This is a genomic window from Methanomassiliicoccus sp., assembly GCA_033485155.1.
Classification (GTDB): Archaea; Thermoplasmatota; Thermoplasmata; order Methanomassiliicoccales; family Methanomassiliicoccaceae; genus UBA6.
On sequence record JAWQJJ010000002.1, the window covers coordinates 432740 to 453264 of the forward strand.

Consider the following 20525-nt stretch of genomic DNA (forward strand, 5'->3'; position numbering starts at 1 on the left):
GATAGAGAGGGTTCCGGCAGGCTCCATTGTGAGGTATTCCGCAGAGAGGACATTCCGTCGAAAGGAGGGCGGCGAGGTCATCGGCGATGGCCCGCGCCGTGACCTTATCTATATGATTATTGTACCTTTCCTGAACAGCCAGTAAACTTTGGGGGATAAGGATATCTACCCCCATTCACTTTATCAATGGGACCAGATGCTTCTGAAGGTAAACGGAAAGGAAAAGCAGGTCAGCGAGAACGCGCGGCTGGGGGAGGTCATCGTCGGAGAGCCCTACGAACCAGGAGCGACGGTTGCGGTCACCCGCTCGACCAGTTCCATCCAGAAGGAGACCAACGAGTTCGAGCTGGTCACCGCCAAGGGCTCGCTGTTCCTACGACTCAACGGTTCGTCGTTCGCTGAAACATGGAGGAACCTAGTCCCCCAGATGGTCGGGAGCTCCGTTAGGTGGCAGAGCAACAAAGTGCTGGCGGTCGGCTCTTTCCCATCGACGCTGGAAGTCGACAGAGGGCGGTACCACTATTCGAAATACGACTGCTACTTCTCCCTGGGCGGGTTTGACAACCGCTCCACATATATGATGATCGCCAAGATCGATCACGATGGCGCCTATGGTGTGGCGGAAGGCAGGATCGGCCGCATCACCCGAGGCCGACACCTGCTGGGGGTGATCGAAGAGGGCGAGAGGATCGTCGAGATACGCCCGGTCGTGTTGGAGCTCTCGGATAAAGATGCATTTCCCACCAAGGACATGGACCTTCGTCTGGAGGAAGGAATGTCGGTGGAGACCTATGTCCAGGTTGACCTCGATCGTCGTTCTCCCATAAGCTGCGAACAGTTCCTTGTGGTCACCGGGAGCGGGCGATTGGACATCACCGATCGGACCTCGACCTACTCGGGCAACTCCAAGCGCATGGACGTGACCCTAATACCGGAGCATGTCGCGGTCCGGGAGGATGGGGACGTTACCGTTCGGCATGAGGGTTCCTTCACTGGCCGTATCTACTTCTACCGCAGGCGCCGTCAGCAATCACCGGCCCACAACCTTGTCGGCAAGATAGTCGCCGGTCATGAGTTGGTCCGCCTCGCCCCCCTGGACTCCTTCATCACTATCCTATCCAACCCATCGAGGATCATGACCATCGGGATGACCCAGAGGAACGCCCAGGCCTTCCTCGAGGCCAGAGGGCTGAGGCAGAAGCGGACCGGGTTGGTGGACGACACTGCCCTGGTAGGTGAACAGGAGCCAGAGCTGACGATGGAGATCAAGGACGGTTCGGAGGTCGAGACCTTCGGTGTGCTGCCGGAGAAGGTCTCGGTCTGGGAACTGGACGACGAGAAGGCATCCAGGAGCTCGCACTATTTCCGCAAGATGACCGGGCTGGACCACAAACCTATCGGTACCCTGAAAGTCTTCTTCACCTACTCCGAGATGCCCACGATCACCTTCGTAGGCAACGCAAAGGAAGCCTCTGTCCTCCTGCCGGAGAACCCCTTCGAAGACGCGTCCCCGAGGGGTCAGGTCGGCATAACCAATATGTCGAGGCCAAATCGGGGAACGATCGGAATACGTCTCGATGGCAGTCCGGAGTTCGGGCCGACGGGGGAGGAGCGCTACGGGACGAATGTAGTGGGCACGGTGCTATCAGACCTCGGAGTCCTCATGCGGGACATCAAGGACGGGGACATCGTTTACCTCCGCGAACGTCGGCCAGGTGAGGTCTTCGCGCCTCAGGCGGCCGAGGCCCCGATGAAGCAGGAGATCACCCTGGACGAAATATCGGAGATCGCCCGTCAGGCCGAATTCATGGAGCACACGCCTCCCGCCGGCCCGTTCCAGGGAGCGTCCGGGGAGACAGGGGAGCGGAAAGCCTCAGGTAAGGAGGAAGGAAAGAAGGGGGGAAGGCCACGAGCGAAGAGACCGAAACAAGAATGATCGTAATCGCGCCCAGCTCGGAGTTGACACCGGACCAGATAGCTCGGTTCATCCACTCCCTGGGCCTCAACCTCAATATCAAAGAGACCTGTTACGGCGCCAACATCGAAGGCTCCAAGGACGTCGTCCGCAAGGCGCTGGCCGAAGTGAGGAAGCTAGATCCAAACCGTATATTCTCCAAGGTAAGGGCCTTCCCCATCGGCGATGAGCGGCGATGCCGCGCGCACCATGGCTCCCGTCCCGGGTTCAACCAGGTCGAGAAGGAGTGGAGGGACCTTTCCATGATCGACACCGGGTTGTGCGCCGCGGACCGGGGGGAGATATGTGAACTTCCCCCCAAGCCCAAGGAATTGCCGGTCAAAAGACTCAAGGAGATAGTAGACGAGGTGACCAAATGAAGATTTTCATGATCCCGCCAAACAGTCTTATATTGTACGATCTGGTCGAACGGTTCGGCCACCAGCCCCTCTCCCTTATGGGCGAGCTACGCGAGCACGTGGTGAGACCGGAGGTCGAGTCGCCTCCGCTCAACCTCTCCCAGGATGACATCATGAAGGGGCTGAAGTACGCGGGCATCGAGGTCCCCTCGGGGGTGCGGGGACGATTGGCCATCTGGGGGCCGATGGTCGACCAGGCCGAGGCGGCCATCATCATGCACGACATGCCCTACACCTTCGGCTGCGTAGGATGCCACCGCACAAACCTCATGCTGACATATATGGTGCGGCGGAAGAAGATCCCCACGCTCGAGGTCCATTACCCCCATGACGACGAGGAGGCCAAGGTCATGGTCACAAAGATAAAGGCCTTCCTGGAGGGATTGAAATGACCATCAAGATCGCCCAGCTGTCCTGTGGGACAGAGTATTCGGGCGTGCAGTCGGAGATCGAGCATGCCGCCACCACCGTGGGAGGCAAGATGGTCTATCCGGACGTGGCGTTCGATGACATCAACCGCTCGGTCGAGGAGTTCGGTTTCGAGCCCGCTTCACCCCAGCTCCGTCTGATGATCGCACGCGCCAAGGCTTTGGCCGACGGCCACTACGACGCGGATGCTGTCTTCATCGCCAGCTGTTTCCGGTGCGCCGAGGGCGCGCTGGTGAGAAACGAGATCCGCCGTTACATTCAGGAGCACACCAAGCTCCCCGTGGTCACCTATTCGTTCACCGAGCGGCTCAAGGCCGCTCAGCTCCTTACCAGGATGGAGGCGTTGGTCACCATCGTGGAGAAGAAGGAACTGCTGGCCAGAGAGCGGCAGGTAGGCCTCACCGCGGGCATCGACTCAGGATCCTCGACCACCAAGGCGATGATCCTGCGCGACAATGAGATCATCGGCAAGTATTGGATGCCCACCGGACCGGTGCTGGAGACTGGAATCGAGGTGCTAGAGAAGGCCCTGACCGAGGCCGGGGTCAAGCAGAGCGAGCTGGAAGGCATAGGCGTCACCGGGTACGGCCGGTTCCTCATCGGCAAGAAGCTGGGGGCCAAGCTGGTCCAAGAGGAACTGACTGTTAACAGCAAGGGCGCCGTGTGGCTCGCCGATCGCCAGAAGGGCGAGGCGACGATCATCGACATCGGGGGGATGGACAACAAGGCCATCACTGTCAGGGACGGCATACCGGACAATTTTACCATGGGGGGCATCTGCGCCGGCGCTTCCGGAAGATTCCTGGAGATGGTGTCCAAGCGCCTCAAGGTCGATATCGAGAATCTCGGCGGCCTGGCAGACAAGGGCAACTGGCACAAGGTGAACATGAACTCCTACTGTTCGGTGTTCGGCATACAGGACCTGGTTACCTCGCTGGCGGCGGGCAACACCATCGAGGATGTCGCCGCTGCGGCCTGTCACTCTGTCGCCGAACAGGTGTACGAGCAGCAGCTGCAGGAGATCGACGTCCGGCAGCCGGTCATCCAGGTAGGGGGAACGAGCCTGATCAGCGGCCTGGTGCACGCGGTAGGGGAAATGGTAGGTTCCACGCCTATCATCCCGGCCAACTCGCAGTTCATCGGAGCGGCCGGGGCGGCCCTGCTGGCTTCGGGCTTCCTCGAGGGGCTTTGATGACCCTGACCGACGAGAGCTTCGCCTACGACAACTTCGAGTCGATATTCCGCCAGATCCTGCAGGACCTCGGGATCACCCGAAGCGTTCTGGCGTTCAGGATCGTGGCTGATCCACAGGCGCCATACTTCCTCATATCGGTCCGGCTGGGCCGAGCGCGCTCGGCGATCAAGGTAGCTGACATGTCGCAGCTCAACACCCACACCGGGGGCACGGCCATCACCATAACCGACGAGGCGTGGGCGCCGGCCCTGCTCAACAAGCTGTGGCAGAAATATGGACGGGACAGGGTAGAACAGCTGACCCGGTTCGAGATACTGGTTCGGGGGGCGGAACTGGAGGAGGTCTCCGCCATGGAGCTTGATCCAGGGGAGGAGCTGAAGGCCAAGGTCCTGGACGCCGTCTGGCGGCTGTTCCCAGAAGGTTTCACCGTCCGGTACAATATCGTGGACGACAGGGCGATGACCATCATCGGCACGGAGCATGACATGAGCCCCCAGTGGGTCAACGTCGCCCAGATGGTCCATAAGGAGATGCAGGTCAAGGAGGCGGACTGATGTACGAGGTCCTGATGTACGACGGCGGCGTGTACCGCGTGAACGAGCTGTACGAGCTGGTGGAGGACGTCGGGGGTTTCGTCATCCAGAAGACCCAGATTCAGGTACAGATCCTGGTGACAATGGCCGTACCAGAGGAGGAGCGCCCGTCCATCGAGGCCAAGACCCGTGAGCTGGGGGGTAAGATCGTCAACGTCCCCCTGGCCGGCACGGAGGTGGCCGTGGTCGCGCCTACCCTGGGCAGACACCACATGCCCCACCCCACCTGCGACATCGCCGAGCAGCTTCGGAGGCTCGGGGCGATAACCGTGGTCATGGGCCTCGCCCGAGGGAAAGGGCGACGTACTTCGCAGATCAGCGCTGACGAGAAGGCCATAATCGAGGAGTACGACGCTGCGGTCTTCGTGCTCGGCAACTTCAAGGACTGCATTCTCGAGCACAAGATCCACCTGTTCGAGGACATCCAGACCCCGGTGGTGGCGGTGTGCGGGCCACAGATCCCGTCCCTCCCCAACTGCGAGGCCATCGTCTGCGGTGTCGGTCGCAAGGTCGAGCGGATGCGCCGAGAGGAAGAGATCGGCCGTCTGGACGATGTGTCGGTGGCGATCGAGAAGGTGGTCAAAGACAAGCGCCGGGTGCTGGAGGAGGACCCCCTTTTCGTCCACCCCGCTGAGGTCAAGGACCGCATAACTGAGCTGGAGCCGGTGCAACGGAGCCTGCGCCCTGCGCCGGTGGTGCTCCACCTGGACGGCCTGAGGGTGAAGATCCCATACAAGGAATGGAAGGATCAGATAGCCGACGTGCAGGTATACGGTCATCGGCTGGGGGACATCGCCACCATCTCCGACTCCCGCCTTGGGGGCAGCACCCTGATCCGCATCAAGACCCAGTCCGAGGTCGAGGACCACGACCGCCGGAAGACCTCCTGAGGCCGCACCTCAGGGCAGGACCCCGGGGGCGTACATAATCCTTTTCCGCCTCCCCTCGTCCTGCTCGGTCCGCATCGGCCGCCTCGGAGTCTTCGCCCTGAAGGCCGGCAGGTATGCCTATGTGGGATCGGCCCGGAACGGCCTGGAAGCGAGGACCGGGCGCCATCTGGAGGGAACCGGGAAGAAGCGTTGGCACATCGATTATCTGATGGGGATGGCAGAGGATAAGGAAGCGCTACTTTTCCCATCAGGAGATGACATTGAGTGTTCCCTGGCCTTCCGCCTGCGGGCCCTGCCCGGAACCGCCGAGCCGATCGCGGGATTCGGAAGCTCGGATTGCCGATGCCGCTCCCACCTATTCCGCCTGGACCGCAGGGCTGTGACTGCAGTGAGGAAATGGGTTCCAGCCGCGTAACTGGAGAAATGGAAAGCATGCGGAAGAAGTGCGTCAACGCCTATTGTTGCGCCTGTGTGATTGGTAGGTCCAGAACATATTAGTATGATGAATATCTAAACAGATAATGCTCAGGGGCGGAAGACGCACCAGAGCGGCCTGAAGTAACCTGTGTCCGTTAAACGACGGTCAAAGGTCCATCAGGTTCCATTCACGGTCGAAAGATCGTACGTGGGCCGACTTCATATGAAGCTTCATATGAAGCTTAAAAACGACCTATGTCTACCCAGTAATTGGATCCGTTTCCTGATTAGGGACGATCCGTAGGGAATGGTGCTCTTTGGGACCGAGCGAGGTGATTGCCAGGTTCCCAAAAAGACCGCTCAAATGCGCTCCGCAAACCCTGGGCGTGCTTTTTCCTGGCACAGCCTCCAGTATTAATTTCGTGGTCCCTAAACGGGCATAGACTTCTTATACATCAATGCGACTATCAGGTCAAGATTTCCCAACACCCAGAGGGTATTATATGGAAGCTGTTGCCGATACTTCTGAGAAGTCACAGAAACCCTATGTGAGGAAGCTCGTGGCCGCCATCGGAGCGGAGAACGTCAAGACCAGCGAGATGGAGAGATTGCTTTACAGCCATGATTCGACTGGCCTGCCCAAGGAAGTGGACCTGGGGTTCAAGGTCGTCCCCGATGTCGTGGTACGTCCCAGCTCTACCGAGGACGTCCAGAAGATCGTGAAGATCGCGGCCGAAGCGGGCGTGCCGATCACCCCCAGGGGGGCTGCGACCGGATACGTTGCAGCGGGCGTACCAGCGGCCGGTGGCATATCCATCGATATGGTCGCCAGGATGAAGAATGTCATCAAGGTCGATGAGGATAACATGACCATCACCTGCCAGGCAGGAGCATCGTGGAAGGCGGTGTATGATGCCGCGTGGGAGAAGGGATTCCTTCTCGGCTCCTACCCCAGCAGCTTCCCCAACGCCTCCGTGGCGGGATGGATTGCCATGAGCGGTGTGGGCATGGGCAACTACAAGTATGGCTCGGCCGCGGACAACATCCGCAACATGGTGGTCGTCGTTCCCAGTGGGGCTATCATTAACACCGGCTTCGACTCCCTGGCCGACAACATGACGGGATACAATCTCAACAGGCTGTTCGTCGGTAACGAGGGCACCCTGGGCGTGATCTGCGAGGTCACCCTGAAGCTGTTCCCCAAGCCTGAGGTCCTCAAGCCCCTCGCCTATTCCTTCGAGAGCCTCGATAAGGTGGGCGCGCCCATGAAGGACCTCACCCGCACCAAGGTCCAGCCGCTTCATGTCGCCTGGTCCGACGGGAACCATTTCAAGTACCTGCGCAAGATCGGGCACCATGCCCCCGAGGTCGGCTGCCTTTGGTTGGTAACTTTGGAGGGTGACAAGGCCATGGTCGACTACGAGGAGAAGATAATCGACGACATCGTGGCCAAGCACGGTGGCAAGAAGGAGAGCTACGAGCTCGCCCAGCACGAGTGGGACGAGCGCTGCTATGAGTACCGCAGCTCCATGCTCGGCCTCGGGACCAGCGCCTCGGAGACCTTAGTGCCGGTCAGCGCCTACGCGGACATGGTGAAGGGCCTCTACAAGCTCATGGACGACATGAAGATGGAGGGAGCGATCATCGGGATCGCGGTCGACCGCAACTCGGTCATGTTCATGCCCTACTACCTCTTTGATAAGGAATCCCTAACCAAGTCGATGACCTCCCTGTCGTTCGCCTATAAGGCGGGAGATGTCGCCAAGGAGCACGGGGGCAGGCTGATGGGCGGCTTCGGGCTGTTCATGAGTTCCCAGCTCAAGCCTCTCCGCGGCGAGGGCTACGAGATCGAGATGGCGATAAAGAACGCCCTCGACCCCAAGGAGATCATGAACCCGGGCAAGCTGCTAGGGATGGAGACTCGCTTCAAGCTCAAGGTCGGAGCAGGTCTGTTCAGCGCAGGTATGGGCGCAATGTCCCTCGCCAAGAAAACCCTGCCCAAGGACAAGATGATCGATGAAAAGTCCAAGAAGCTCGCCCTCGAAGAGCTGGAGAAGGAGCGCTTCGATCAGCACAAGAACGACCCCCTGAAGAAGGAGTAAGGTCGAAACCTCTTCCTTTCAAACTCCTTCGATCTCGTTTTTCTTGACATCTGAAGCTTGAACGACGCCGTACCTCCCGTTCACGAGTTCTTAGACGCCCATATGAGCGGCCTCGAACTTTTACCAATGTACAATTGATGCATATGTGCGTCCGTTCTTCGTGCCCGATCTAGGACCGCGCTCCGTCCATTTCGCAAGTTACGTCGGCGTCGGCATCTCGATACCTAGGGCTGTGGGTATGGGCAGGAAAGCTCGCCAAGGCTTTTCGAAGCGGAAGGACGTGACCAATAGGTCAGGGCTTTTTCTTGATCTCTGGTGTGTATCTCTTCAGCAGCGCGGCATTGGAGACAACGGACACCGAGCTCATGGCCATAGCCGCGGCGGCCACGATGGGGTTGAGCAGCACGTGGAAGAATGGGTATAGAACTCCCGCCGCAATCGGTATTCCCGCCGAGTTGTAGCCGAGGGCCCAGAATAGGTTCTGGCGGATCTTGGTCATCGTCCTTCGGGACAGCTGGATGGCGGCCACGGCGTCGATGAGATCGCTGCGTATGAGGACAATGTCCCCGGTCTCCATGGCCACGTCGGTCCCGCTGCCGATTGCGATGCCCACGTCGGCCTGCGCCAGAGCGGGGGCGTCGTTCACCCCATCACCAACCATGGCGACCTTTTTACCCGAGGCCTGTAACCTTGCCACTTCTTGCGCCTTGTTCTCTGGTAGCACCTCGGCAATGTACTTGTCGATGCCCACTTGGGAGGCGATGACCTTGGCCGTCCTCGGGTTGTCGCCGGTGAGCATGATGACCTCGATGCCCATCCTCCTCAGCTCAGCTATCGCTTCCCGGGATGTCTCCTTGATGACATCGGCCACGCCGATGATCCCGATGAGCTGGGAGTCCGAGGAAACGAGCATAGCGGTGCGACCGTCCTCCTCCATCCTCCGAAGGTCGGCCTGGGCCGCCGAGATGTCTACATTACTGGCATCCATCATCTTGCGGTTGCCGATGAGGACGTTCCGGCCGTTGACCTCGGCCCTCACTCCCAGCCCGGGCACGGCTTCGAAGTCAGACGCGTCAGGGGGGGAGAGACCATCTCCCTGCGCCCGCCGTACGATGGCTTCGGCCAGTGGGTGCTCGGACCCCTTCTCCGCCGCCGCGGCCGTCGTCAGGACCTCGGCCTCGGTGCCCTTGACCACGAAGATGTCGGTCACCTCCGGTTCGCCCTTGGTGATGGTCCCGGTCTTATCCATGACCACTATCTGGACCTTCCCGGTGATCTCCAGCGCCTCCGCGCTCTTGAATAGGATCCCGTTCTCCGCCCCCTTCCCCGAACCCACCATGATGGCAGTGGGGGTCGCCAGCCCCAGGGCGCAGGGACATGAGATGACCAGAACGGAGATGAAGATTATGAGGGAGAAGACGAACTCCTCATCCCCTCCCACCACTGCTCCGTAAGCATACAGGTACCACGCCAGGAAGCTGACCGTGGCGATGGCGATGACCGCTGGGACGAACCATGCAGAGACATTGTCGGCATACCTCTGGATCGGCGCCTTCGACGACTGAGCGTCCTCCACCAGCCTGATGATCTGGGCGAGGGCGGTGTCCTTGCCCACCCTGGAGGCCTGGACCTTGAGCACCCCGTTCTTGTTGATCGACCCTCCGACCACCGGGGAACCAGCGGTCTTGTCCACCGGTATCGACTCCCCGGTGATCATGCTCTCATCGACCGCCGAGCCTCCCTCCACGACCATGCCGTCGGTAGCGACCTTCTCTCCGGGGCGGACGACGAACAGATCGTCGACCTTCAGCAGCTCGACCGGAACCTCGATCTCCTGTCCGTCCCTTAGCACCCGGGCGGTGCGGGCCTGCAATCCGATCAGGCTGCGGATGGCCTGGGAGGTCCGGCCCTTAGCCTTTGCCTCCAGGTACTTACCGAACAGGATCAGGGATATGATCATCGCCGAGGTGTCGAAGTAAGTGTGCTGGTGGAAGGGGATTAACGACGGGAAGAAGACCACCGCCACGGAGTATAGGTACGCCGCCGAAGAACCTAGGGCGATGAGGGTGTCCATGTTCGCCCGGCGGTTCCGGAACGCGTAGTAAGTGCCGACATAGAACTGGTATCCAGCGATGAACTGGACAGGAGTAGCCATGGCGAAGAGGATGTATCCTTCGCTGCCCATGATTCCCAGCGCGTCGGCCCATCCCAGGTAGTCGAACCCGAGCATAAGGATCATGATCGGCACGCTGAGGGAGAGGGAGAACACCAGCAGGGTGAGCTGTTTCCTCTGTTCTCTCGCCCGCTCAGCCATTTCCGTGTCCAGGGTCTCGGCCTCGATGACTTCATAGCCAGCTTCGACGATTGCCGCCTTGAGGGCCGCGACCGTCACCTCTTCGGGGTTGAACCGCACGGAAACCTTCTCTATGGCGAGGTTGACGTTGGCAGAGAACACCCCGTCGACGGCCATGAGTGCCGTCTCGATGACGCTGGCGCAGGATGCGCAGACCATTCCCTTGATGCCCAGAGTCACTTGGTCCACCGCCAGGCCGTAACCTGCGGCCCGGACCGCTTCCACGATCCTCTCCGCATCGATCAGTGCGGGGTCGTACGACACCCGGGCCTTCTCTGTGGCCAGGTTCACCGTGGCCTCCCTTACTCCCGGCAGCCCGGAGATCGTTTCCTCTACGATGCCCGCGCACGATGCGCAGGTCATCCCGGTTACTCCGAACGTCGCCGACCTGGTCGATCCCGGTAATGGCTTGGGCGGTGGCATCGGGCAAACGTCCTCGTCACAGGGTTCTTTCACACAAAGTAATTCTCTTGGCAGCCCTAGTACCTTTGCCCTAAACGAGAGCTGGAAACACGGCGGCTCGATCGTACGAACGGAAGGTCAACGCTCGCTGTCGTTCGAGCGTTGGAAAAACAATATAAATTGTATGCTCTCAAACAATTCGTAATGGGCCTAGACGAGAACGATGTGAACATCCTAAACGTACTTCAGGGCAATGGCCGGCTATCCTTCCGCCAAGTATCGGAGCGGGTGAGAATCTCGGTGCCCACCGTCAGCAATAAAGTCAGCAACTTGGAGCGCATGGGCGTCATCCGGGGATACCACGCGGAACTGGACCCCGAGAGGATGGGTGAGATCAGTGTGATGGTCACGGTCAAGGCGAGGCCTTCCGAGCTGTCGGAGGTGGCGCGTAACTTCGATCGGGACGATCAGGTCCGCCAGGTGTTCCATCTCAGCAGCGGCAGACTATTGCTCGTATGTACATTTATCGATGGGCACATGATCAACGACTTCGCCGCTCGGCTGGCGTCCATACCCCAGGTCTTAGAATATGATATCGCCAGCGTCATCAGCGTGGACAAGGAACTGGACCGGGCGGTGGTGGCTCCCGGTGTCAATCCGATAATGCTCTGTGGGCACTGCGGCAGGGAGATCCGGGACGAGCCCCTGCGGCTTAGGGACAGCGTCCGAACACACTTCTTATGTTCTGAAGAATGCAGGGCTGCCATGCGCTCCCACGGCCGCTCATGAGCGGCAGGCGATGGCTTCGATCTCCACTTTCGCCCCCTTGGGCAGGGCGGCTACGGCAACAGCACTGCGGGCCGGTGGGTCGACCGTGAACACCAATCCGTAGGCGGCGTTCACCTCGCCGAAATCATTCATGTCGGTCAGGAACACCGTCGTCTTAACCACGTCCTCCAGACCAAATCCCGCCGCCTCCAGCACCGCCTGGAGGTTCATCAGGCACTGCTCCGCCTGCTTCCCCGCATCCGGTCCCACCAGCTGCCCGCTGCCCGGATCCATACCGAGCTGACCGGAGCAGAACACAAGCTCTCCCGCCCTGACCGCCTGAGAGTATGGGCCGATCGCTCGAGGGGCTTGGTCCGTGGCTATGGTCCTCTTCATGCCCCAACATCGGACTTACCGTTCTTAGGCCTTGCCGTCAAAGAGCAGTCCCGGAAGCGATGCTACGCTGTCGATCACGACCTCGCACCCGCTGCGAGCCCAGTCCTCAGCCCTGAAGCTGCCGCTGAGCACGCCCACGAAGCTGGCGGACACCGACCGGGCACAGGCGAGATCCATGGCGTGGTCCCCAACGAGGATGCATTCCGCGGGGCGGAGGGACATCAGGCCCGCCGTCCGGACCATCGCCTTGCCGTTGGGCTTGGCTTCTTCCTCGGGAAAATCGTCCCGGCATACGATGGCCTCGGAGTGCATGTCCAAGCCGGCATGGCGCAGGGCGGCGAGGGCATACCCACGGGAACCCCGGGTGAGGACCCCGAGCTTGAGCCCCCCTTCCCTGAGTCGGCCAAGGCACTCCCCGGCCCCAGGTACCGCGGTGGTCGCGGAGACATGCTCCATCTCGGTGTTGTTCATTATCTCCCGAAGCGAACGGTGCAGATTGCCGACCTCTTCTCCTCGCCCCTTGGCCTCAAGGTAATCGGCTGCCCGCTCGATGTGGTCTGCGGTCGTCCGCTTAGGATCGAGGAGGGATGTTGGGATCCCTCGGTCCACCAGCTCGGCGGTCACCCGCTTCTTCATTATTATAAAATCGACGGTGGTGTTGACCAGCGTTCCATCAAGGTCCAGGACGACCCCCCGGACCTCCCGTCCGTATAGCATGGGCGCTCTCACGCCCGCCCCATGATTCTCCTCCTATTTAGGAAAGTTCACGACCAACAATTATCACGAATAAAAGTGGTTGGCCAGATGACCATAAAATCACCGTTTTTCGCAGTTATGATATTTAAAGGTATTCGGAGCATGCTCAACGACCTCTTTTATATTCACAAATCCACACGCTGTCTACAGCAAGAAACGGTGAGGAAAATGAAAATCCGGACAATAACCCTGATAGGATTCGCAGCTCTGATCATAGCAGCGTTCGCCATGATCGTGATGGCGCTCGACCTGTCGATCGCCAACCTGATCATCCCGGGCATCGATCCCCACATAATACCCGGTATCGACCCCCACATCATCCCGGGCATCGATCCCCACATAATACCCGGTATCGACCCCCACATCATCCCGGGCATCGATCCCCACATAATACCCGGTATCGACCCCCACTAAACCGATGGCCTCACTGTTCCCTTCGGGGACAGTGGACCTTTGTTTTATTCATTTTTTAAGATAATCACGCTATGCTCGCCAAAGCTTGTTCGACCTCTTTCTTCAGGTTTTCCGCGGACCCGTGGGTGGTCAGCTCCAGCGCCTCGTTCAAAAGCCGCATGGCCCCCTCCCTGTCCCCGTTCTTTATGAACTGTTGGGCGATCTCGTAGAGCCAGCGGCCCAGCAGGAGAGGGGCGTCCTGCTTGCGGATGGTCTCCAGGGCATCGGCGAACTCCACCTTGGCCCACTCCCACTCCATCCGCTTGTTGTAGATGTATCCCCGCATCAGGTGCATGTCTGCCATGAGCACGTGGTTGCCAAGTTTCTCAAAGATCTTGCTGGCCTGGTTGATGTACTCCTGGGCCTGCTCCAGCTCATCCATCTCCACGTACACCACCACGGCGTTGCGGAGGGCGTAGCCCTGCAGCTCCAGGTTGCCTGAAGTCCGCCCCATCTCCACCGCCCGCTCATGGTACTTCACCGCCTCGGAGAAGTTACGCATCTCCGCCAGGCTGGTGCCCAGTCCGATGCATATCCTCGCAATGTTATCCACGTCCCCGGTGCGCTCGATGACCTCCAGCGCCTCCTTCTTGTACTTTATAGCTTGAGTGTGATCGATGAGCGACGAGTATACTCTGCCTATGCCGTATAGGGCCATGCCCAGCCCCATGTCGTCCAGGGTGCTCTGTGCTAGCTCCATGGACCGGCGGAAGGCGGCCATGGCGTCCTGGTGGCGGCCACGGTTCTGAAGCACTCCGCCCAGGTCGTAGTACGTCTCCACCAGGGCGTGGGGGTCCTTTATATCCTCAGCGAGGCCCAGGCTGCGGACCAAGTATTCCTCGGCCTTGTCGAACGCCGACCGCCGCAGGTAGATGACGCCCAGCCGGCGATTGACCTCGGCCAGTAGCCTCCGGTCCTTCTCCGGCACGGTCAGGGAAATGATCTCCTCGAAACGGGCGATAGCCTGGTCCCACTCTCCCCTGACCTCCAGGATATCACCTTCCAGCAGGAGGAGCTCCATCTTCTCGCTGCGATCGATGTTTTCGCATTGGGCGCGGAGCGAGGTGAGCAGGGGAGCGAACGGCAGGCTATACCCCTTCGATATGATCTCCCGACCGTTGCTGGCGGCAATGCGTATGGCGGTGCTGTACTCCTTCGCCATCAGGCAGTGGTACAGCGCCTCCACATGCGCGGGAGCAGAGGTGTCGAGGAGGTAGTACCGGGACGCTGCCTTGTGATAGGTGATGCGCTGCCTGGGAGACAGACGGGAATAGAAGAAGTCCCTGAGCAGGTCGTGCATGCCGATCATCCGGCCCACCGACTCATGGAGCAGGGACTTCGAAAGGAGGGAGTCGATGGTATCGTAGTCGACCAGATAGTCCTTGTACTCCATCTCCTTCTGCACCACTCCCAGGTCCTTGGCGATCTCCTCTTCCATGGTGAAGAAGGCATCCACCAGGACGGGATATCGGAACACCGAGGAGATGTCCATGATCCGCCTCTCGGTGATGTCCAGTTTGGAGTACACCTCTTGCTCGATGAACATTCTAACGTTCTTACCCAGCGCGCTCCGAGGGTCGTCCACCAGTTCGAGGAAGAGCGGGTGCCCACGGGTGGCGCGATAGATGTCCATCAGCTCGTTCTCCGGCAGCTCCCTGTTCCTCATCAACCGGAGGGAGCTTTCCACGTCCAGGCCCTCCAGCATCATCTCGTGGACCAGGCCCTTGAAGACGGCGGTGCGGGAGTAGAACGAAGGTATCTCTCGGCTGGTGCAGATCATTGCGACTTGCTCCAGCGATTCGAGGACGTTGACCATCGCCCCCAGGAACTCCTGCACGGTACGGTCGCCCTTCTGTACGTCGTCGATGATGAACACCGTGGGGAGGTCCTTGAGGTCCATCTCCAGGATGGCGCACACCTCCCCCACCGCTGGCCCTTCCGTCCTCGACAGGTATCGTTCCAGCCCCTTCTTGCCCAGCTGGGATAGGAACTCCGCCACCGGAGTAAGGAGGATTTTCAGATTGACCCATTCATGGACCCGGTACCAGTACACATGCCGCTGCTCCCGGATGTCCTGCACGAACTTTGCCAGCAGGGTGGTCTTCCCGATCCCCGGGATACCGCAAACTACCGTGATCTTCGATGTCCCCGAGTCCAGGAACTGGTTGAGCTCCTGCAGCTCCTTCTGCCGCCCATAGAAGGTGCGCACCATGGGCTTGCGGTCGGTGTAATCAACGAACCTGCGCTCCTCCTTTACCTTGCTTTCGTGGAAGGAGGAGCAGTCGAAGCTGCCTCGGCTGACACCCAGGGCGAGGTCGAGAAACGCATACCTCTTGGGCAGGTACAAGGACAGCTTGCCCATCTCGTCCTCGTGGACCTTGCCGTCAAAATCCACGATGTTGATTCTTGTACGTTCGATCTCCACCTTCAGATTGAGGGCGTCCTGGTAGCCTTTCTGGGTGAGAAAATACACCTTCTTGACGCTGGCGAACCCCTTAACATGCTTTGTATGGACCTCGATAATGCCCTCGTCGCTCATGGTGTTGACGATCTTGGAGACATTGTTGCGTCCAACCTCGACCGCTTCAGCTATCCCTTCTTGAGTGATAGCTGCCGGAGCGTCCGAATCTTGCAGGTATCTTTGATAAGCCAGGAGATGCAACATGACCCTTTCTCGGACTGTAAGAAGGGCCTTCCTGGATGAACGGTTCAACGAGGATGGATGTGGGTTGTAGGAATAATATTTTTCTAGATGAAAAGGAGCATGCTCAAAATTGTTTTATATACGCACAAAACGAAACCGGGTATGAAAATAGATAGGTGGTCAAGTTGATGAACGGTTCAAAGATATCGTTGCTCATCGAGGACTATCCCCGCAACGGTTACCAGCTATACTCTAAGATGGTGGGTCGGTCCACCAGCGGTCTTTGCATCACTCGCTTGCACCCCGACTATGTGGCCCAGAAGTACGGTCTGGAGATGTCCAAGAGATATTGGCTCAGCGGACAGAGCGGGGATGATGTCATCGCCCCTAAAGCCCTCAACCAGCTCCTCAAGGTCATCCGCACGGAGCTCCGGGGCCGGTCAGGGGGTACGATTTTCCTTGATGGGCTGGAGTACCTCCTCCTCTTCAACGACATGAACAAGGTCCTGGGCATCCTCGAGCAGATTGATTCCCTCCTCAAGGATGCTAAGGTGGAGCTCATAGTGGCTATGGACCCCTTGACCTTCGAGCAGAAGGACCTGGACACCCTCTGGGCCGCCTTCCCTCACTACACTGCGGAAGAGATTAAGGCCAAAGTGTCGGGCGAAGGCCCGGCTGTAGCGGCCAGGACCGCCAACGCGCCCCAGAAGGCCAGCCTTAGGGTCTGAGCCTGGGGCCCCCCCCTTGTTTCTACTATCGCTGCTTGACCAATTCCGACTTATCGTCGCCCCTTTTTCGAACGTTTTAGGGGCGAGACCATCACGGTAGAACGTCGGGGACAGGTCAGAGGGCGCCGTACTGGGGGGCGACGACCTCGGCGAAACGTCTCAGCTTGGCCATCGACCTCATGTCCATGGACTCTGGGTCCAGAGGTACGAGCAGAATGGCCTTGGAGGACATGATCTGGTCGTTGACGTTCTCGAGGAACATCTGGACCTTGAGAAAATCATTGAATGTGGCGAGGTACTCAATGCCCTCGAGGAGGACCACGGCATTCTTCTTTCCCAGCAGGAACGAGCCTATGCGCTGGGAGATCCTCTGTAACTGATTTGGAGGTATGTTGTTTATGCCGTAACGCTCACTCAGCCAGGCAGATTCGACCGTCATTCCGGGCATCCTCTCCTGCAACAGGTCGGGATGGAGACGGGTAACGCAGAGGGTCTTGGATCCCGAGTAATGGAACTCCTGCAGGATGCGCAGCGTTCGGTCCAGTCTCTTTTCGCAGACTAGGTATATCCTGCCATAATCGAACAGGAACTCTGGGTCCCCTGAATTGACGCCCAGGGCGTTGATGCTATTCGTATGGCCTCTTTGGGGAATGGGCAAAGGGAGGTCACTTCCATATTCCCAGAATCAATTCTGGTGCATATTGAACATTAGCTTTGACATATAAAAAACCAACCACATAAACATTTTGGACTTTAGATATATCTCAGCCCTGCCGTCCGCCGGGAAGGGGGGGAAAGAGGGTTGGGGCCCTCATTGGGACCCGTTCATATCTCCATGGAGGTACTTGGCATAGCCACCCATGTCCAGCAGGCCGTGTCCGGAGAGGTTGAACACGATGGTCTGTTCCTCGCCCTTCCGCTTGGCCTCGAGCGCCAGGTCCATGGCCGCCTTGATGGCGTGCGAGGACTCGGGCGCGGGGATGATGCCCTCGGTGCGGGCGAAGGTGACCGCCGCCTCGAAGGTCTGGTTCTGCTCGTAAGAGACCGCCCTGGCGAAGCCTTGAGCGGCGACCGCAGAGACCGCTGGAGCCATACCGTGGTACCTTAGCCCGCCGGCGTGGATGGGGGAGGGTACGAAGTCATGTCCCAGGGTGTACATCTTAAGCAGAGGGGTCATGCCCGCGGTGTCGCCGAAGTCGTAGCGGTTCTCGCCCTTGGTCATCGAGGGAACGGACGATGGCTCGACGGCGATGAACTCGGTGTCGATCTTTCCCTTTATCTTATCTCCAATCATGGGGAAGGAGAAACCGGCGAAGTTGCTGCCGCCGCCTACGCAGCCGATCATATAGTCGGGGACGAGATCGATCATCTCCAGCTGCTTCTTGACCTCCTGCCCGATGACCGTCTGGTGCAGCATAACGTGGTTCAGTACGCTCCCCAGGGAGTACTTGGTGTTGGGCTGGCTCACGCACATCTCGATAGCCTCGGAGATAGCTATGCCCAGCGTTCCGGGGTGGTCCGGCCTTTCTTTCAGGACCTTCCTTCCGAACTCGGTGACACTGCTCGGTGACGCGTGCACCTTGGAACCATAGGTCTCCATGATCAGACGGCGGAACGGCTTCTGGTCGTACGATACTCGGACCATGAACACGGTACAGTTCATGTCGAAGTGGGCACAGGACAGGGCCAGAGCGCTTCCCCACTGCCCAGCCCCGGTCTCCGTGGTTAGGTTCTCCACACCCTCCTTCATGTTGTAGTATGCCTGGGCGATGGCCGAGTTGGGCTTATGCGAGCCGGCGGGAGACAGGTCTTCCCGCTTGAAGTAGATCTTGGCCGGGGTCTTGAGATATGCCTCCAGCCTCCTAGCCCGCTGCAGCGGGGAAGGTCGTCCGAGCATAAGGTAGGCGTCCCTGACCTCCTCGGGGATATCGATGTACCGGTCGGTGGACATCTCCTGGGCAATGGCCGCCTTGGGGAAGATGGCCGCCAGGTCCTCCGGCTTAGCTGGCTCCATGGTCTGGGGATTCAGCGGCGGCGGGATGGGCAACGGGAGATCGGCAGCGATGTTGTACCATTGGCGGGGAATGTCGTCGACGTTGAGCATGACCTTATCATTGGGATTTATTGCCATGTTCGGGGAGAAAAGTCAGGCGAGTATATAACAACTATGCGTAACGTTGTATAATATTGTACATTATCATCCGCAAGTATCACATTGCATCGCTCCTTCCTCTCCGTGAAGGGTGCGACCGCATACCTGGCAGGAGCGAGCGTCCCCGATAGCAGTCAATACCTGGCCTGGCTTGGAACCCTCCCGGTAGACAGTGATTCCCTTGCACCCCCGGCGGTGGGTGTGGACCAAGATCTGACGGATCTCTTGCCAGGGAGTGCCGGCAGGCAGGTTGATAGTTTTGGAGACGGCATTGTCCACTCGCCTCTGGAAGGCCGCCTGCATCTCGACCTGCGCACCTGGAGGAACATCGTGAGCGGTAACGAACAGCCGTCGCACCTCCTCCGGGATCGTTGCCAGGTGCTGGGCCGAGGGGCTGGACGAGAGCTTCCCCAGCAACTCGTCGGTTAGGAAGCCGCCCTCCCTGGCCGCCTCCAGAAAGAGAGGGAGGATTTCTACGAAGTGCTGCCCTTCCAGCACGTTCCGGACGAACGACACGGCATAGTATGGTTCGATCCCCGACGAGCATCCGGCGATCATGCTTATCGTACCGGTGGGCGCGATGGACAGTAGAGTGGCGTTGCGCTGCGGTCCCGTGATCGTCGACCTCTCGATATTCGGAAAGCTGCCCCGGGACTCGGCGATAGCCTTTGATGCTCGCTCCGCCTCCCGTCGAATAAACTCGATGAGCCGGTCGGCCAGTTCCAGTGAGTGGGGGCTGCCATAGGTGATTTTCAATCGAACAAGGAGATCGGCGAAACCCATGATCCCCAGGCCGATCTTGCGGTTGCCTCGGACCACTTCGGCCGTCTGGGGCAGGGGATAGCGGTTGGCATCGATGACGTTGTCCAAGAACCTCACCCCCAGGTCCACCGTTCTCGCCAACCGGTCCCAATCCACCCTCCCGTCCTCAGTCATGCGGTCGAGGTTCACCGAGCCCAGGTTGCATGCCTCGAATGGGAGGAGAGGTACCTCTCCGCAGGGATTGGTGGCTTCGAAAGCCCCCAGCTGAGGAGTGGGGTTATTGCGGTTCACCGTATCGATGAATAGCGTTCCGGGGTCCCCTCCCCGCCAGGCCGAGGCAGCTATGCGGTCCAGGACATAGGAGGCGGAGATGGTCCTGACCTTCCGGCCATCGCGGGGGTTAATGAGGTCGTAGTCCTCGTCCCTCACCGCCTTGGCCATGAAGTCGTCGGTGACCGCCACCGAGAGGTTGAAGTTCGGCAGGGAGGAGAGGTCGTCCTTGGCGGCGATGAACCTCTCGATGTCGGGGTGATCCACTCTCAGCACCCCCATGTTCGCTCCCCTACGCCGCCCCCCCTGTTTGATAGCATTGGTGGCGGCGTCGAATACCCTCATGAACGACACTGGTCCGGAAGCGACCCCTCCCGTCGAGCGGACCACGTCGCCCTCCGGTCGGAGGCGGGAGAACGAGAACCCCACTCCTCCCCCAGTCTGTTGCACGACCGCCCCGAACTTGATAGCATCATAGATGCTTTCGATCGAGTCCAGGACCGGGATCACGAAGCAGGCGGAGAGCTGCTGGAGGTTGGTCCCGGCGTTCATCAGGGTCGGGGAGTTGGGAAGGAACTCCAGCGACCGCATGGCGTTGTAGAATTCCCTCTCTTCGTTCCTTCGGTCCCCGTACCGCTCGCTCACCGCAGCGATATTGGATGATACCCTCCTGAACATCTGGTCCGGGCTCTCTCGGACCTTTCCGTTCTCATCCTTACTCAGATACCGTCTCTCCAGGACCTGGAGGGCGTTAGGAGAGAACGATGGTAGATCGGGCATCGATCTACGATAGATGATCGGGAGCTATATCCCTATCTCGAGATCGTCGGGCGGGGAAGACG

At 59.4% G+C, this 20525-nt stretch carries 18 protein-coding genes; 11 read left to right on the plus strand and 7 right to left on the minus strand.

What is annotated here, in order from left to right:
- Positions 1–196 precede the first annotated feature (196 nt).
- The 8 genes from SA339_05145 to SA339_05180 all read left to right on the plus strand — a co-directional run bounded on the left by SA339_05145 (position 197) and on the right by SA339_05180 (position 7999).
- A complete protein-coding gene (locus tag SA339_05145) occupies positions 197–1936 on the plus strand; it encodes a methanogenesis marker 3 protein (GenBank protein ID MDW5562595.1) in 1740 nt (579 codons plus the stop codon).
- Positions 1933–2334 (plus strand): methanogenesis marker 6 protein, encoded by a 402-nt coding sequence (locus SA339_05150; GenBank protein ID MDW5562596.1) that lies wholly within the window; start codon positions 1933–1935, stop codon positions 2332–2334. Before SA339_05145 ends, SA339_05150 begins: the two co-directional genes overlap by 4 nt.
- Complete coding sequence (locus SA339_05155) at positions 2331–2765, plus strand: methanogenesis marker 5 protein (protein MDW5562597.1); 435 nt, start codon at positions 2331–2333, stop codon at positions 2763–2765. The genes SA339_05150 and SA339_05155 overlap by 4 nt, the downstream gene beginning before the upstream one ends.
- Positions 2762–3994 (plus strand): methanogenesis marker 15 protein, encoded by a 1233-nt coding sequence (locus SA339_05160; protein ID MDW5562598.1) that lies wholly within the window; start codon positions 2762–2764, stop codon positions 3992–3994. Before SA339_05155 ends, SA339_05160 begins: the two co-directional genes overlap by 4 nt.
- Positions 3994–4551 carry a methanogenesis marker 17 protein gene (locus tag SA339_05165; GenBank protein MDW5562599.1) on the plus strand — a complete coding sequence of 186 codons (558 nt, stop codon included), beginning with the start codon at positions 3994–3996 and terminating at the stop codon, positions 4549–4551. The genes SA339_05160 and SA339_05165 overlap by 1 nt, the downstream gene beginning before the upstream one ends.
- Positions 4551–5480, plus strand: a complete 930-nt coding sequence (locus SA339_05170; GenBank protein ID MDW5562600.1) for a methyl-coenzyme M reductase family protein — start codon at positions 4551–4553, stop codon at positions 5478–5480. Before SA339_05165 ends, SA339_05170 begins: the two co-directional genes overlap by 1 nt.
- Before the next feature lie 97 nt (positions 5481–5577).
- Positions 5578–5895: a GIY-YIG nuclease family protein gene (locus SA339_05175; GenBank protein MDW5562601.1), complete on the plus strand. Its 318-nt coding sequence runs from the start codon at positions 5578–5580 to the stop codon at positions 5893–5895.
- Positions 5896–6400: 505 nt separating this feature from the next.
- Positions 6401–7999: an FAD-binding oxidoreductase gene (locus tag SA339_05180; GenBank protein ID MDW5562602.1), complete on the plus strand. Its 1599-nt coding sequence runs from the start codon at positions 6401–6403 to the stop codon at positions 7997–7999.
- Between the two features lie 292 nt (positions 8000–8291).
- Here SA339_05180 and SA339_05185 read toward each other — a convergent pair whose 3' ends face one another.
- The gene (locus tag SA339_05185) at positions 8292–10775 is read right to left on the minus strand and encodes a heavy metal translocating P-type ATPase (GenBank protein MDW5562603.1); all 2484 of its coding nucleotides are present in this window, start codon (positions 10773–10775) and stop codon (positions 8292–8294) included.
- Between the two features lie 183 nt (positions 10776–10958).
- On the opposite strand from SA339_05185, the gene SA339_05190 reads away from it, so the two are divergent.
- Positions 10959–11543: a winged helix-turn-helix transcriptional regulator gene (locus SA339_05190; protein MDW5562604.1), complete on the plus strand. Its 585-nt coding sequence runs from the start codon at positions 10959–10961 to the stop codon at positions 11541–11543.
- Here the strand turns inward: SA339_05190 and SA339_05195 are convergent.
- Both SA339_05195 and SA339_05200 read right to left on the minus strand, forming a co-directional pair.
- Positions 11538–11918, minus strand: coding sequence for a RidA family protein (locus SA339_05195; protein MDW5562605.1), 381 nt, complete (start codon positions 11916–11918; stop codon positions 11538–11540). The two genes, SA339_05190 and SA339_05195, sit on opposite strands and share 6 nt — an antisense overlap.
- A 24-nt stretch (positions 11919–11942) precedes the next feature.
- Positions 11943–12647: an HAD hydrolase-like protein gene (locus SA339_05200; protein ID MDW5562606.1), complete on the minus strand. Its 705-nt coding sequence runs from the start codon at positions 12645–12647 to the stop codon at positions 11943–11945.
- Positions 12648–12776: 129 nt separating this feature from the next.
- Here SA339_05200 and SA339_05205 point away from each other — a divergent pair, with 129 nt between their 5' ends.
- The gene (locus SA339_05205) at positions 12777–13088 is read left to right on the plus strand and encodes a hypothetical protein (protein MDW5562607.1); all 312 of its coding nucleotides are present in this window, start codon (positions 12777–12779) and stop codon (positions 13086–13088) included.
- A gap of 64 nt (positions 13089–13152) precedes the next feature.
- On the opposite strand, the gene SA339_05210 is transcribed toward SA339_05205, so the two are convergent.
- On the minus strand, positions 13153–15840 hold the full coding sequence (locus tag SA339_05210; protein ID MDW5562608.1) for a tetratricopeptide repeat protein: 2688 nt from the start codon (positions 15838–15840) through the stop codon (positions 13153–13155).
- 119 nt (positions 15841–15959) lie between these two features.
- On the opposite strand from SA339_05210, the gene SA339_05215 reads away from it, so the two are divergent.
- Positions 15960–16499 carry a DUF835 domain-containing protein gene (locus SA339_05215; GenBank protein ID MDW5562609.1) on the plus strand — a complete coding sequence of 180 codons (540 nt, stop codon included), beginning with the start codon at positions 15960–15962 and terminating at the stop codon, positions 16497–16499.
- Positions 16500–16614: 115 nt separating this feature from the next.
- Here the strand turns inward: SA339_05215 and SA339_05220 are convergent, their stop codons facing one another.
- From SA339_05220 to SA339_05230, 3 genes are all read right to left on the minus strand, one after another.
- Positions 16615–17157, minus strand: a complete 543-nt coding sequence (locus SA339_05220; GenBank protein ID MDW5562610.1) for a DUF835 domain-containing protein — start codon at positions 17155–17157, stop codon at positions 16615–16617.
- A gap of 153 nt (positions 17158–17310) precedes the next feature.
- Positions 17311–18630, minus strand: a complete 1320-nt coding sequence (locus SA339_05225; protein MDW5562611.1) for a TrpB-like pyridoxal phosphate-dependent enzyme — start codon at positions 18628–18630, stop codon at positions 17311–17313.
- Positions 18631–18696: 66 nt separating this feature from the next.
- The gene (locus tag SA339_05230) at positions 18697–20463 is read right to left on the minus strand and encodes an adenosylcobalamin-dependent ribonucleoside-diphosphate reductase (GenBank protein MDW5562612.1); all 1767 of its coding nucleotides are present in this window, start codon (positions 20461–20463) and stop codon (positions 18697–18699) included.
- Between the last annotated feature and the right edge of the window lie 62 nt (positions 20464–20525).